Raw genomic sequence first — 14,105 nt, 5'->3', positions numbered from 1 at the left:
TCCGCAACACCCGACTCAACGCCGCCGCCACGTGCATGGCCCAAGGCGCGCTGACCGGTAGCCCCGGCGCCCGCGCCTACTACGACAATCTCCGCGACCAGAAGAAGTCCCACACCCAAGCACTACGCGCGGTCGCCAACCGGCTCGTCGGCATCCTCCACGGCTGCCTCACCCACCGAACCCTCTACAACGAACACACCGCCTGGCACCACCGCACCAACCTCGCCGCTTGACACCTTGCACCCCTGGGATGTCTTCGTGACGCGCCCTCCGCAAGCTCCGGGCGCTCCTCAGGGAGCGGAGTGAGCAACCGGAACGCGGTTGCTCGTCGCGCTACTCGCTGACGGTGGCCTTCTGGATCAGCAGGTTCTGGTTCGGCGGGCCCGACGCCGCCCCGGGCCGGTTCGGGGTGAACCCGCCGGCCAGGACCTTGTCGAGGACGGCCAATCCGGACGGATCGATGGTGCCGGCGATCGAATAGGTCAGCGGGAGGCGGGTGTCGTCGGCGAGCAGGAAGAACGTGGTCGACCCGGTCGCGCCCTCGTCGTCGGGCAGGTCGAGGATGCCGACGGTGCCGCGGGGATAGGTGACCTGCGGTACCCCGTCGTCGTCGGTGCCCGCCGACGGCAGGTTCTCGGGGAGCTCGTCCGGGCTGGTCCAGCCCGGATTGGTGCCCTCCCGGCCGCCCGAGGAGCCGCAGATGAGGTACTGCCGCGACGCGCGGTGACACTTGCTGTTGTCGTAGAAGCCGGACTTGATCAGCGACACCATCGCCCCGACGTTGCAGGGCGCCTCCGCGCGGTCGAGCGTCAGATTGATCGTGCCCTGGCCCGCGATCGGGATCTGCGCCTCCACCGTTCCGGTGTTCGGCTGGCTCGCGGCCGGTGCGGGCTCGGTGATGCCGCCGACTGCCGTGCGCTGCGGATAGTCGCAGGTCACGGTGCCCGCCGGAGCTGCGCTGGTCGACGTGCCCGGCGTGGCCGGGTCGTCGCCGCCGGAGCCCGACAGGACCACGACGATGCCGGTCACCACCAGTGCGATGACCACCAGCCCGACTCCCGCCGCGATGGCGATGTTCCGTCCGGTGTTCGACTTCTGCGGCGGGGGTGTCGCGCCGCCCCACTGGGTCGGCCCGGAGAACTGACGGCCGCCGGCGAACTGCTGGGGACCCGAGAACTGTCGAGGACTCGAGAACTGTTGAGGACCCGAGAACTGTTGAGGACTCGAGAACTGTTGGGGACCCGGGAACTGCTGAGGACCGGAGGACCGCTGGGGGCCCGAGAACTGCTGGGGACCCGAGTGACCCTGCGGGCCGGAATGTCCCGGCGGCGAGGTGAACCCGTGGCCGCCGGCCTGGCCCGCTGGGGGTGTGCCGGGCGAGATGATCGTGCGATCCGACGGAACCGGCCCGCCGGGCTTGCCGAAGGCGTCCGAGCCGGACCCGCCCGGTGCGTAGGTGGGCGGGGCCGCCGGAGGTGAGGCCATCGGGGGCGGCGTCACGATGCGAGGCGTCACCGTGGGCGGCGCCGACGACGGGGGTGGGTCGGTGAGCGCGGTCGACGCCGCGCGCAGCAGTTCGCGTGCCGTCGGGTACCGCTGTGCCGGATCCTTGGCGAGTCCGCGTGCGATCACCGGGTCGAGCGGACCGCCCATCGTCGGTGGTTCCTTGGTGATGTGCGCGGTCATCAGACCCTGGTCGGTCTTCGCCGGGTACGGCGTCTGACCGGTGACGCATTCGTAGAGCACGCAGGCGAGTGCGTAGTTGTCCGAGCTCGGACCGGCGGGTTCGTCGCCGAACCGCTCCGGGGCCATGTACGCGAGCGTCCCGAGGGCGGTCCCGATCTGGGTGAGCCGGCTGTCCGTGGTGCCCTGGGCGATCCCGAAGTCGACGAGGTAGGCGAAGTCGTCGGCGTCGACGAGGATGTTGTCCGGCTTGATGTCTCGATGGACGAGTCCGCCGCGGTGCGCGGCGTCGAGCGCGGATGCGATCTGCCCGAGGATCGCGACGGCCCGGGCGGCCGGCATCGGGCCCTCGGCGAGCAGTTTGCGCAGGTCCTGCCCGTCGACGAGCCGCATGTCGATGAACAGGACGCCGTCCTTCTCACCCCAGTCGTGGATCGGGATGACGTGCGGGTCGGAGAGTTTCGCCGCCGTCTTCGACTCACGCTCGAAGCGTTCGCGGAAGTCATTGTCGTGCACCAAATGTGGGGGCAGTAGTTTCAACGCGACCCGGCGTTCACGCACGGTGTCGTAGGCCTCGTACACCTCACCCATGCCGCCGCGACCCAGGAGTCTGTCGATGCGGTACGGGCCCAGCGTCGTACCCGCCCGCGACGATGGATCGCTCACGTCATCCTCGGTTCCTCGGCGTCGGGATCGCGTCAACCCTATCCAATCGACCGAGATCGACGCGCAGTGTGTCTCGTGACGCCGGCGTCACGCGTCGTCGGTGAGGGCCTCGCCGCGGGCGAACTCCCGTGCCCGGTGCCCGGACAGGATCTGGGCCGGCAGCGGGTCACTGAGCAGGGTGCGGACGAGCGTCGCCGAGGGTTCGAGCGGGGTGTCGCTGCCCGCGATCACGATGTTGCCGGTCCGGCGGCCTTTGAACATCGCGGCGTCGGCGATGAGCGCCAGGTGCGCGAACACGGCTCCGACGGTCGCGGCTTCGGCGCGGGCGCCGGCGAGGTCACGGCTGTCGCCGCAGTTGGCCAGGTACAGGCCACCGGGGGTGAGGACGTCGCGGACGCGCTCGGTGAACTGCGTGGTCGTCAGATGCCGCGGGGTGCGGTCACCGGTGAAGGCGTCGCGCACGACGACGTCGCGTGTGCCGGGCTGGAGCGACTCGACGACCTGCCGGGCATCGCCGACGCGGATGCGCAGCTTCGGCGCGCGGGGGAGGTCGAACCATTCCCGGACGAGGCGTGCGAGTTCGGCGTCGATCTCGACGGCCACCTGACGGGCGTCCGGATAGCGGTGGTCGAGGTGGCGTGCCAGCGCACAGGCCGCGCCGCCGAGATGGAGCACCCGCAGGCGGCCGGTGTCGGGGTGACGTTCCTCGATGACGGCGGCCATCTGGCGGAGGTACTCGAAGTCGAGCGCCGTGGGGTCGTCCGGGTGGATGTGTGAACTGTGGGCTCCGTTGATCGTGAGCAGCCACCCGCCCGCGATCGTGTCCGGGCTCAACTCGGCGACGCCGGTGTCGATGTCGTACCGACCGGGTGTCGGGTGTGCGGTTGTCCGGGCCACGGGGGTCAAGTCTGGCACGCCCTCGGCGCCGGGAGCGAAGCGAGCGGGCCGAATAACCTCGGCGCCGGGAGCGAAGCGAGCGGGCCGAATAAGCTCGGCGCCGGGAGCGAAGCGAGCGGGCCGAGTATCCCCGGCGCCGGGAGCGAAGCGAGCGGGTCGTTCGATCACGAGCCCGGGTCGATACCATCGCGCGGTGCCCAGACCGCCGTGTGTTCCCCGTCCGAGCCTCGATCGTCGACGCAGCGCCGTGACCGCGGCCGGGATGCTGGTCGGCTTCGTGCTCGACGAGGTGTTCGGTGATCCGTCGCATGGTCATCCGGTGGCCGGGTTCGGTCGGCTGACCGGCGCGGTGGAGCGGCGTCTCCACCGGGATTCGCGAAGCGCTGGTGCGGGTCTGGTCGGGGTGATGGTGGGGTCGGTGGTGGTTCTGGGGGCGGTGGCGGATCGACGCCCGACGGGCATGGCCGGGGTGGCGGTGACCGCCGCGGCGACGTGGGTGGCCCTGGGCGGCACCTCGCTGTGCCGGGTCGGCTCCGCTGTCGCGGAGGCTCTCGAGGCCGGCGACATCGACGCCGCACGGGCGCTCATCCCGAGTCTCTGCGGCCGCGACCCGGAGTCGCTCGACGAGGCGGGCCTGTGCCGCGCCGCTCTCGAGTCGATCGCGGAGAACACGTCCGACGCAACGGTCGGCCCCCTGGTGTGGGGTGCCGTCGCCGGTGTCCCCGGCGTGCTGGGATACCGGGCGGTGAACACGCTCGACGCGATGGTCGGCTATCGCAACCAGCGCTACCGGAACTTCGGCTGGGCGGCTGCGCGCCTGGACGACCTCGCGAACCTGCTGCCGGCGCGGCTGGCCGGTTCGTTGCTCGTGACGCTCGGCGGTGCGCCGCGTCGGACCATCGCTGCCTGGCGGCGGGACAGCGGTGCCCATCCGAGCCCGAACGCGGGGGTCGTCGAAGCCGGGTTCGCGGGCGCCCTGGGGGTGCAGCTCGGCGGACGGACGGTGTACCCGCACGGAGTCGAGGTGCGTCCGACACTCGGTTCCGGACCGGCGCCGGGACCGGCGGATCTCCGTGCCGCGGTGAATCTGTCACGCCGCGTGCAGCGCGCGACGGTACTGACCTGCGTGGCCGTGGCCCTTGCACGACCGGGCGTCACCGTCGCGGTGCGTCGGCTCAGCCGCCGTATCGCCGGGTGAGCTTGTCGCGGACGTCGCGCGACTCGTCGACGTTGCGCCGGCCGTGACCGATGTCGCCGACCTGCTGGGTCACCGTGGTGCCGGCGGCTGCGCGGAGCTCATCACGTCGGTGCTGCCGGCGCTGCGCCCGCGACTCGGCCGCGGGGCCGGGAGCGATCGCGGGTTCGGATGAGGGCTCGGAGTCGGCTCCGGCCGGGGTGGTCGCGGCCGGGTCCGCCGACGCCGATGCCTCGGCGGCGGCCCGGCGTCGGGCCCGGATCTCGGTGAACAGGAAGTAGCCGACGCCGAGGGGGGCCATCACACCGAACGCCAGCCATTGCAGGCCGTAGGACAGGTACGGCCCGGTGTCGAGCTGTGGCAGCGAGATCTCTCCGAGTGAACCCGGTTGGTCGGGGGAGAGCTGTAGATAGAAGTCGTCCATCGGGGTCGAGGTCGCGGCGGACACCAGGCCCGGATTGATTGTCGCGACGGTCAGCGCGCCGTTCTCGATGCGCGTGCCGCGGTCGGTACTCACGCTCTCGGCTGCCCGGATCCGACCGTCGACGGTCTGCTCGCCTGCCGGAGGTGCGGGGATGTCGGGGACTGCGCCCTCGACCGGTCGTACGTACCCGCGGTTGACGAGGATCACCCGGTCGGATCCGCTGACCGCGAACGGGGTGAGCACCTCCACGGCGGGTCGCTGGTCGATGTTGCGGAGCCGGACCAGGGCCTGCCGGTCCGTCAGATAACGGCCGGTCACCGCGACCGATCGCCACTCCGAGGACGGCACGAAGGTCGACGACGGCGCGACCTCGGCCAGCGGGGCCGTCTCGATCGACGTGGCGGTGCGGATCAGGTCGTTGCGGCGTTCGGTGTCGGAGTTCTTGCCCAGCTGCCAGGGTGCGAGCAGGGTGAAGCAGGCCACCGCGAACGCCGCGACCACGAGACCGAGCGCAATCCACCCAGGCCGGAGGATCGTTCGCAGTACGTGCACACCGCCCAGGCTACCGAGCGGGGGTAGCCTGATCGAAATGCGAGACTTCCTCTGCTTGAAGTGCGGTCAGCGTCTCTCCTTCGAGAACAGTCTGTGTCTGAACTGCCGGAGCCCGCTCGGCTTCTGGCTGAAGACCCGGTCGATCCATGTCCTCGACGACAAGGCGCGCGCGGAGGTGGACGGTGTGCTGCTCGAACGCTGCGCCAACACCAAAGTCGCGCAATGCAACTGGCTGGTGAAATGGAGCGGCAAACCGACCATGTGCGAGTCGTGCCGGCTCACCCGCACCCGGCCCGGCGACGACGACACCGAGGCGCTGGCCATCTTCGGCCAGACCGAGACAGCCAAGCGACGCCTCGTCCTGGAGCTCGACGAGCTCAAGCTCCCGATCGAGACGCGGGAGGAGAATCCGCAATCCGGACTGGCCTTCGACCTGCTCTCCAGCGCTCAGCAATCGGTCATCACCGGCCACGCCAACGGGGTCATCACCCTCGACCTGGCCGAGGGGGACGACGTTCACCGCGAACAGATGCGCGTCGAACTCGCCGAGCCGTATCGAACCGTCCTCGGGCACTTCCGACATGAGATCGGTCACTATTACCAGCTCGTCCTCATCACCGACGACCGTCGCCCGGGCTTCGAGGAGTTGTTCGGGAACCCCGACGAGGACTACCAGGCAGCTCTGGACCGCCACTACAGCGAGGGCGCTCCCGAAGGCTGGCAGCAGGACTTCGTGTCGTCGTACGCGACGATGCACCCGGCCGAGGACTTCGCCGAGACCTTCGCGCACTACCTGCACATCCGCGACACCCTCGACACGGCGGCGGCGTTCGCGATGGCGCCCGCCGGCACGACGTTCGACGGGGTGCCGCCCGGTGATGTCGGCTTCGACCGGGTCCTCGGTGAGTGGTTACCGCTGACCTGGGCGCTCAACCAGATCAACCGATCGATGGGGCACCCCGACCTCTATCCGTTCGTGCTGCCCGAGAAGGTTCTGACCAAGATCCGCTTCGTGCACAATCTGGTGGCCCCGGCGGCCTGAGCCTCACCATTGGTCGCTGATCCGAAAGAACCGCACAGCCCCTGGTCCCGAGGCCGAGAGACCTGCTGATCCACCGCTCCCTGAGGAGCGCCCGGAGCGTGCGGAGGACGCGTCACGAAGGGTTGGCGACGCGCCTCGCCACGACCCTTCGTGACGGCCTCCGCAGGCTCCGGCCTCCTCAGGGAGCGGAGTTCTTCAGTGGTCCACGACGGCCGCCAGTCCGCAGATACCGAGGTGCGAGGAGCGGTAGCCGCGGGCCCCGAGACCCTTCGAGGCTCGCTTCGCTCGCACCTCAGGGACCAGTGCGGGCGCGCCGTACGCACTGCAGGGAGCAGTGTGGGCGCACCGTTCGCAGTGCAGGGAGCAGTGTGGGCGCACCGTTCGCGGTGCAGGGAGCAGTGTGGGCGCACCGTTTCGCACCACTGGGAGCAGTGCGGGCGCGTCGTTCGTGCGTCAGGCCCAGCGCTGAGGAGACGCGCGTCGGGTTCAGGACACCCCGAGCTCGGCTCGCACCCAGTCGATGAGTCCCGGCATCGAACTCTCGATCTGCTCGCGCGTCAGCACGAAGTCGTCGGGGGTGCCGTAGTACGGGTCGGCGAGGTCGAGATCGTCGGCCGGCGCCGAGGGATCGAACGTGCGCAACAGTCGCGTGCGGTCGCCGAGCCGCTTGCGTTCGAGTTCGCGCACGTGACCCTCGTCCATCGCGAGCAGGAGGTCGGCGTCGAAGTGTTCGGGCCCGAGCAGCGCCGCGACGTGGGCGTCGGAATAACCGTGCGCGACCAGTTCGGTCCGCGCCCGGTTGTCGGCCGGTTCGCCGACGTGATAGCCGCTCGTCCCGCAGCTGGACACACGCACCTTGCCGCCGAGTCCGGCGTCGTCGAGTGCGGTCCGGAAGATGTTCTGCGCCATCGGTGACCGGCAGATGTTGCCCGTACACACGAAGCAGATGTGAAGTTCGTCAGCCACTGCTACCTCACCAAGTCGATGTGTGCCTCAGGCGGTCGTCCGGGTGCGGGTCACGCACCCAGGACGTCGCGCAGTTCAGCCACGGACCCGACCGCCCAGGTCGCGCCCTGTTCCTCCCCGTCCAGAGCGTAACCCCAACGCACGAGGATCGCCGGGATGCCGAATGCCGCTGCGCCCTGCACATCATGGCTGCGGTCGCCGATCATCACGACCGGGCGGGTGACGTGCCCGGTCTGCGGGTCGGTGGGGATCCCGAGCTCATCGAGCGCGGCGGCGATCACGTCGGACTTCTCGCGGCGGGTGCCGTCGTCGCTCGCCCCGGCGATGTAGCGGAAGTGATCGGCGAGACCGAAGTGGTCGAGAATCCGGCGGGCGGTGGTCTGGTTCTTCGACGTCGCGATCGCCACGGTTCGACCCCCGGCGGCCAGATCGGCGAGCAGCTCGCCCATCCCGTCGAACACCGAGTTCTCCAACCAGCCGACCTCGGTGTAGCGCTCTCGGTACGCGCGCATCGCCTTGTCGGCCGACTCCGGCGAGAGTCCGAGGGCATTGAGCGTGTCGATCATCGGCGGTCCGGCGATGCCGGCCACGATGCGCGGGTCGGGTTCGGGTGCCCCGACCACGGCGAGAGCATGGCGGAAGCTGTTCTCGATACCTGCGAAACTGTCGGTGACCGTGCCGTCGAGGTCGACGAGTAGGACGGTCTCGGGATGGCGGGGATCCAGCGTCGTCGTCACGTCTCCATCGTGCACGTAAGGTCAGGACACATGACAGCTGGGTACGACGCGCTCGATGTCGAGACCGGGCCATCGCGTCCGTCCGTGTCCCCCGCGCGGGCCCGCACCGGCGCGGGGATCGCCGAGACGCAGCCGCCGCGCGCCGACCTCACCGACCCGGAACGCCACGGCGACCAGGACGCCGTCCCGGGACTCGTCGACTTCGCGGTGAACGTCCGCGGCACGCCGCCCGGCTTCGTGCTCGACGCCATCCGGTCCGGTCTCGACGATCTCGCGCGGTATCCGAGCGCGGCGCAGGAGCGACTTGCCGTCGACGCGATCGCCGCGGCGCACGGCCGTCGCCCCGAGGAGGTGCTGCTGCTCTCCGGGGCTGCCGATGGATTCGAGATGCTCCCGCGCCTTGGCGCGCGACATGCGGCCCTGATCCAGCCGTCGTTCACCGAACCCGAGATCGCGCTGCGGGCCGCCGGCATCCCGATCACCCAGGTCGCGCTGACCGCACCTTGGCACCTGCGCGCCCAAGCCGGCGGCGAGACCACGGTTTCTGTGCCGGACGACGCCGACCTGGTGATCCTGGGCAACCCCACGAATCCCACCTCGGTGCTGCATCCGGTCGAGGCCGTCGCCGCACTGCGCCGGCCGGGTCGCGTTCTCGTGGTCGACGAAGCCTTCGCCGACCTCACCCTCGGCACGGACGGATCGCCCGAACCGCAATCCCTCGCCTCCGCCGACTGGCCTGACCTCCTCGTGATCCGCAGCGTGACAAAAACCTTCGGACTGGCAGGCCTCCGTGCGGGGTACCTGCTGGGCCCGGTGGATCTGCTCGACCGGCTGCGCGCCGGGCGTCGACCGTGGGCCGTGTCGACCCCCGCCCTCGCCGCGCTGACCGCCTGCGTCGACGACCAGGGGCAGCGCTACTGCGCCGAGACCGCGCGCATGGTCGCCGCGGAGCGTGCCGACATGGTGGACGAACTCACGCGCGTCGGAATCCGGGTGGCGGCCGCGCCCGCCGCGCCCTTCGTCCTGGTCGAGATGCGCGACGCCACCGAGGTGAAACAGCGTCTCGTCCGCCACGGTTTCGCGGTGCGGAGCTGCGCGAACTTCGTCGGCCTCGGCGACTCGCACCTTCGTCTAGCCGTCCGTGGGCTTCCGCAGGTTCGGGCGCTCACGCGCGCGATCGAGTTGGTACGAGAGGAGATCGACCGTGAAGTCGCAGAACGGTTCTGAGGCGTCGGTGACGGTCGGCGACGTCGTCGACGTGATCGAGCGGGCCTATCCGCCCGTCCTCGCCGAATCGTGGGACGCCGTCGGTCTGGTGTGCGGCGACCGCGCCGACTCCGCGCGCAGCGTACTGGTGTGCGTCGACGTGACCGATGCGGTGGTCGACGCAGCGGTGGCGGCCGGCGCCGGAATCATCATCGCCCACCACCCGCTGCTCCTGCGGGGTGTCACCTCGGTGGCCGCCGACACCCCCAAGGGCCGGATCGTGCATCGGCTCATCCGCAACGGGACCGCACTACTGTGTGCGCACACCAATGCCGACAGCGCCCGGCCCGGCGTCTCCGACGCGCTCGCCGATCTGCTCGGAGTGCACGGAACCGTTCCCATCGATCCGAAACCGCTTGCGGCGATGGACAAGTGGGTCGTGATGGTGCCGGAGGGCAACGTCGAGCAGGTGAGCGAGGCGATGTTCGCCGCGGGTGCGGGAGCCATCGGCGACTACCGGGACTGCTCCTGGACAGTGGTCGGTACCGGACAGTTCGAGGCCGGCGAGGATGCGTCGCCGACCATCGGCGAGATCGGAATGCGCACTCACGTCGACGAGGCGCGGGTCGAGATGGTCGCCACCCGTGGCCTGCGCGCCGGCATCCTGCGTGCTCTGCGCAACGCCCATCCCTATGAGGAACCGGCCTTCGACGTGTTCGAGCTGGCCGACCTGGGCAGCGAGGTCGGGCTCGGTCGGGTGGGGTCCCTCGCCGAACCGATGACACTGCGCGACTTCGTCACCGAGGCCGCGCGGGTGCTGTGCACCCCGGCCGGCGTTCGTGCCGCGGGTGACCCCGACGCGCTCGTGCGGACCGTCGCGGTGTGCGGCGGGGCGGGGGACTCGTTGCTCGGTCGTGTCCGCGGACTCGGCGTCGACGTCTATCTGACCGGTGATCTCCGTCATCACCCGGTCGACGAGAGCCTGCGCGACGGCGGGCCGGCCCTGGTCGACGCCGGACACTGGGCGACCGAGTTCCCGTGGTGTGGCCAGGTCGGGGCGTTGCTGGGGGATGAACTGGGGGTGCCGGTGGCTGTCTTCGACGCGCCGACCGACCCGTTCGCGCTGCACAGTGCGGGTTGAGTCCGGAGAAACCGAGCCGCCGCCGGCTCGTGGACACCTCCCGCGTACGGTGGGGGGACTTTCGCCGAAGAGGAGACCGCAATGAAAGTCGACGCCGCCGTGCAGCGACTGCTGCTCGATCTCGCGGACTCCGATGCCGAGATCAACCGTCTCGTCCATCGCCGCAAGACCCTGCCGGAGGACGCCGAGATCGCCGAGCACAACTCCGCGATCGATGCTGCGCGTGACGATCTGGTGCGCGCGGAGATCGCCGCGGAGGATCTGGGTCGCGAGTACCGTCGGATCGACTCCGAGGTGACCGGGATGGCCAACCGTGAGGCCAAGGACTCGGCCCTGCTGACCGCCGGTGGCCTGGCGCCGAAGGCGTTGTCGGAGTTACAACATGAACTGGCCGGGCTGGGCCGCCGGCGCGCCGTGCTCGAGGACGAGATGCTGTCGCTGATGGAGCAGCAGGAGGCCGTCGAATCCGAACGCACCCGTGCCGCCGCGACCATCAGCCACCTCGCGGAGAAGGTCGCCGAGGCGCAGGTGCGGCGAGACAAGTCGCTGGCGGCCATCGACGAGGACCTGTCGCGTGCGCGGGAGCGCCGCGAGTCCGTCGAGGCCGAGATCGATGCGCCGCTGCTCGCGGTGTATGAGAAGCAGCGCGCCGGTGGACGTGTCGGCGCCGGCCTGCTCCGGGCCCGCCGCTGCGGAGCGTGCCGGATGGAACTCGATCGCGGGACGATCGCGACCATCAGCGCGGCGCAGTCCGACGAGGTGATCCGGTGCGAGGAGTGCGGTGCAATCCTCGTGCGCACCGCCGAATCCGGGATCTAGATTCGTGACGGCCACCGCCGAAGAGTCCGCGCCCGAGGGTGATTCGACGACGAAGGCGCCGTCGTGGCAGGGCCGGCGCGGCGAACCGACCCGGTTCGTCCTGCTCCGGCACGGACAGACCGCTCTGTCGGTCGAGCGTCGCTATTCCGGGCAGGGCGATCCCGAACTCACCGACGAGGGTCGACGCCAGGCCCGCGCGGCTGCGCAGCGCGTCGTACGCGAGGACGGGATCGCCGCGATCGTGACCTCGCCGCTGCGTCGTGCGCGAGCGACAGCCGAGGAGGTCGGTGCGCTGACCGGAATAGACGTCGTCGATCATCCCGGGTTGATCGAGAACGACTTCGGCGACTGGGAGGGCCTGACGTTCACCGAGGCGTCCGCGCGCGACCCGGAGCTGCACCGCGCATGGCTGTCCGACATCACCGTGCCCGCACCGGGCGGGGAGAGCTTCGCGCAGGTCGCCAAGCGCATCGCGGAGACGAAAGCTGAACTGCTGGAGAAGTATTCGGGTCAGACCGTGGTGCTGGTCTCGCATGTCACGCCCATCAAGACGCTGTTGCAGGACGCACTCGGCGTCGGACCCGAACTGCTGTTCCGGCTCCACCTCGACCTCGCGTCGGTGTCGATCGCCGAGTTCTTCGACGACGGCGGCTCCGTCGTCCGGCTCGTCAACGACGCGGCGCACTGGCGCGACTGACGCCGCCGTCGAGGGTCCGCCCAACGCCTGCCGTATCCTGGGGGCGCGAACGAGTCGGCCGGGCGGCCGCGGTGCGCGGAACGGGCGGTCTCCCGCCACGCCGCGCGTCGAGGAAAGTCCGGACTCCGCAGAGCAGGGTGGTTGTCAACGGCAACCCGGGGTGACCCGCGGGACAGTGCCACAGAGAACAGACCGCCGGCCGCGAGGCCGGTAAGGGTGAAACGGTGCGGTAAGAGCGCACCAGCGGCACGGGTGACCGTGCCGGCTCGGTAAACCCCACCCGGAGCAAGGCCGAAGCACGCACCTCGCGGTGCGTGTGCGCGGGCGTCACGAGGGCTGCTCGCCCCAGCCCGCGGGTGGGCCGCTCGAGGTACCCGGCGACGGTGTGCCCAGATGGATGGTCGCCACCCGCATCGGTCTCACGACCGCGCGGGTACAGGATCCGGCTTACGTGCCGACTCGTTCGCCCTATCTCGCTCTCGGTCGACGCCGGATGGAGCGCGCGTCGTGCGCCGTGCGGACCGGCGTGCTCTCTAGGGTTGGGGGAGTGAAGCGCATTCTCTCGGCCCCGGACATCGACTTCGCCGGCATACGCACCGAACTGGGGGTCGACGAGGAATACGGCGAGGACGCCCTCGCCGAGGCGCGGGCCACCGCGGAGCTGGTCGAGTCCGACGCCCCGAGCGCCGATCGGTACGCGGAGGTCCGTGAGGACCACACCGGCGTCCCGTTCGTCACCATCGATCCGCCGACCTCTCGCGATCTCGATCAGGCGGTGCACATCACGGCCGACGGCGACGGGTTCGTCGTCGACTACGCGATCGCCGACGTCGCGGCCCTGATCGCCCCGGAGGGCGCCCTCGACCAGGAGAGTCGTCGCCGCGGTACCACCGTGTACTTTCCGGACGGCTCGGTGCCGCTGCACCCCCGCGAGCTGTCCGAGGCCGCGGGTTCGCTTCTCCCCGAACAGGTCAGACTGTGCGTGCTGTGGTCCATCCGAGTGGCCGGCGATGGATCGGTGACCGACGTGCGGGTGCGACGATCCCGAATCCGGTCCGTCGCCCGCCTCGACTACGCGGGCGTCTCGGCCGACGCGGCCGCCGGCCGACTGCACCCGTCCATCGCGGCTCTGCCGGCGTTCGGCGAACTGCGGCACGAGGTCGCCCTGGGGCGAGGTGCGGTCGAACTCGACCTGCCCGATCAGACGGTCGTCCGCACCGACGGCGGGTGGCGGCTCGACCTCGAGGCGCACACGCCCGCCGACATGTGGAACTCCCAGGTGTCGCTGCTCGCCGGGATGTGCGCGGGCACGCTCATGGCCGACGCCGGCGTGGGGCTGCTGCGCACACTGCCGCCGGCCGAGCAGGATGCCGTCGAGGATCTGCGCGCCGCGGCCCGGGCGCTCGGCGCGCACTGGCCGGACGGAGTGTCGGTGGGACGGTTCTTGGCGGGTCTGCCGGGGGACGAGCCGAGCACCCTGGCGCTGCAGTCGGCCGCGGGCGGCCTGATGCGCGGCGCGAATTATCTGGCGCTCACCGGCTCCGACGAGGCCGAGACGCCCGACGAACCGCTCATGCGGCACTCCGCCATCGGCGGTCTCTATGCCCATGTCACCGCGCCCCTGCGCCGGCTGGGCGACCGGTTCGCCACCGAGGTGTGCCTCGCGATCACCGCCGGTACGCCGGTACCCGACTGGGTGCAGCGGGCGTTGCCGACGCTACCGAAGATCCTGCGGTCGGCGGACACTCTCGGCGCCACCGCGGATCGCGCGAGCATCGACCTCGCGGAAGCCGTCATCCTCCGGGAGCGGGTGGGGGAGCGTTTCGACGCGGTGGTGATGTCGGCCGCCACCGAGCGCAGACCCGCGCAGATCTTCTTGTCCGATCCGCCGGTGGTCGCGCGCAGCGCGGGTGATCTGCGCCCCGGCGACCGTGCGGTCGTCGAACTCACCAAAGCCGATGAGATGAGCCGGACGGTGGAGTTCCGCGCGGTCTGATCCGTTGTCGCCGAGTGACTTCGACCGGATCCTCGACCTCGACGCGCTCCGTCGTCGCCGGGCAGGCCCGCCGCCCTCGATGCC

The 14,105-nt window shown here is 70.5% G+C and carries 12 protein-coding genes, 1 other RNA gene and 1 pseudogene; 9 read left to right on the top strand and 5 right to left on the bottom strand.

Going from position 1 to position 14,105, the window contains the following annotated elements:
- Positions 1-233, top strand: a pseudogene (locus CA982_RS24340) (IS110 family transposase); the annotation flags it as partial.
- A 100-nt stretch (positions 234-333) separates the two neighbouring features.
- Here the strand turns inward: CA982_RS24340 and CA982_RS24335 are convergent.
- Together CA982_RS24335 and CA982_RS24330 are read right to left on the bottom strand one after the other, a co-directional pair.
- A complete protein-coding gene (locus CA982_RS24335) occupies positions 334-2,349 on the bottom strand; it encodes a protein kinase domain-containing protein (protein WP_086537700.1) in 2,016 nt (671 codons plus the stop codon).
- A gap of 87 nt (positions 2,350-2,436) precedes the next feature.
- Positions 2,437-3,246, bottom strand: coding sequence for a spermidine synthase (locus CA982_RS24330; protein WP_086537699.1), 810 nt, complete (start codon positions 3,244-3,246; stop codon positions 2,437-2,439).
- A gap of 247 nt (positions 3,247-3,493) precedes the next feature.
- On the opposite strand from CA982_RS24330, the gene CA982_RS24320 reads away from it, so the two are divergent.
- On the top strand, positions 3,494-4,444 hold the full coding sequence (locus CA982_RS24320) for a cobalamin biosynthesis protein (RefSeq protein WP_086537697.1): 951 nt from the start codon (positions 3,494-3,496) through the stop codon (positions 4,442-4,444).
- On the opposite strand, the gene CA982_RS24315 is transcribed toward CA982_RS24320, so the two are convergent.
- Positions 4,422-5,417 (bottom strand): SURF1 family cytochrome oxidase biogenesis protein, encoded by a 996-nt coding sequence (locus tag CA982_RS24315; RefSeq protein WP_208618096.1) that lies wholly within the window; start codon positions 5,415-5,417, stop codon positions 4,422-4,424. The two genes, CA982_RS24320 and CA982_RS24315, sit on opposite strands and share 23 nt — an antisense overlap.
- Before the next feature lie 37 nt (positions 5,418-5,454).
- Between CA982_RS24315 and CA982_RS24310 the strand changes: the two genes are divergently transcribed.
- Positions 5,455-6,459, top strand: a complete 1,005-nt coding sequence (locus tag CA982_RS24310) for a zinc-binding metallopeptidase family protein (protein ID WP_086537695.1) — start codon at positions 5,455-5,457, stop codon at positions 6,457-6,459.
- 486 nt (positions 6,460-6,945) lie between these two features.
- Here CA982_RS24310 and CA982_RS24305 read toward each other — a convergent pair whose 3' ends face one another.
- Both CA982_RS24305 and CA982_RS24300 read right to left on the bottom strand, forming a co-directional pair.
- Positions 6,946-7,425: a low molecular weight protein-tyrosine-phosphatase gene (locus CA982_RS24305; protein WP_086537694.1), complete on the bottom strand. Its 480-nt coding sequence runs from the start codon at positions 7,423-7,425 to the stop codon at positions 6,946-6,948.
- A 50-nt stretch (positions 7,426-7,475) separates the two neighbouring features.
- Positions 7,476-8,162, bottom strand: a complete 687-nt coding sequence (locus CA982_RS24300; protein ID WP_086537693.1) for an HAD hydrolase-like protein — start codon at positions 8,160-8,162, stop codon at positions 7,476-7,478.
- Between the two features lie 30 nt (positions 8,163-8,192).
- On the opposite strand from CA982_RS24300, the gene cobC reads away from it, so the two are divergent.
- From cobC to CA982_RS24270, 6 genes are all read left to right on the top strand, one after another.
- Positions 8,193-9,389 carry an Rv2231c family histidinol phosphate aminotransferase CobC gene (cobC, locus tag CA982_RS24295; RefSeq protein WP_086537692.1) on the top strand — a complete coding sequence of 399 codons (1,197 nt, stop codon included), beginning with the start codon at positions 8,193-8,195 and terminating at the stop codon, positions 9,387-9,389.
- Positions 9,367-10,509: a Nif3-like dinuclear metal center hexameric protein gene (locus CA982_RS24290; RefSeq protein ID WP_086537691.1), complete on the top strand. Its 1,143-nt coding sequence runs from the start codon at positions 9,367-9,369 to the stop codon at positions 10,507-10,509. Before cobC ends, CA982_RS24290 begins: the two co-directional genes overlap by 23 nt.
- A gap of 81 nt (positions 10,510-10,590) precedes the next feature.
- Positions 10,591-11,328, top strand: a complete 738-nt coding sequence (locus tag CA982_RS24285) for a zinc ribbon domain-containing protein (protein WP_086537690.1) — start codon at positions 10,591-10,593, stop codon at positions 11,326-11,328.
- Between the two features lie 4 nt (positions 11,329-11,332).
- On the top strand, positions 11,333-12,025 hold the full coding sequence (locus tag CA982_RS24280) for a histidine phosphatase family protein (protein ID WP_086537689.1): 693 nt from the start codon (positions 11,333-11,335) through the stop codon (positions 12,023-12,025).
- Between the two features lie 50 nt (positions 12,026-12,075).
- Positions 12,076-12,491: RNase P RNA component class A (rnpB, locus tag CA982_RS24275), an RNA gene on the top strand.
- Between the two features lie 81 nt (positions 12,492-12,572).
- Positions 12,573-14,021 carry an RNB domain-containing ribonuclease gene (locus tag CA982_RS24270; protein WP_086537688.1) on the top strand — a complete coding sequence of 483 codons (1,449 nt, stop codon included), beginning with the start codon at positions 12,573-12,575 and terminating at the stop codon, positions 14,019-14,021.
- The last annotated feature ends 84 nt before the right edge of the window (positions 14,022-14,105 follow it).

Origin of the sequence: Gordonia lacunae, from assembly GCF_002149015.1 — a bacterium.
Classification (GTDB): Bacteria; Actinomycetota; Actinomycetes; order Mycobacteriales; family Mycobacteriaceae; genus Gordonia; species Gordonia lacunae.
The sequence above is the reverse complement of the archived record's forward strand: the minus strand, read 5'-3'. Positions and strand labels throughout refer to the sequence as shown.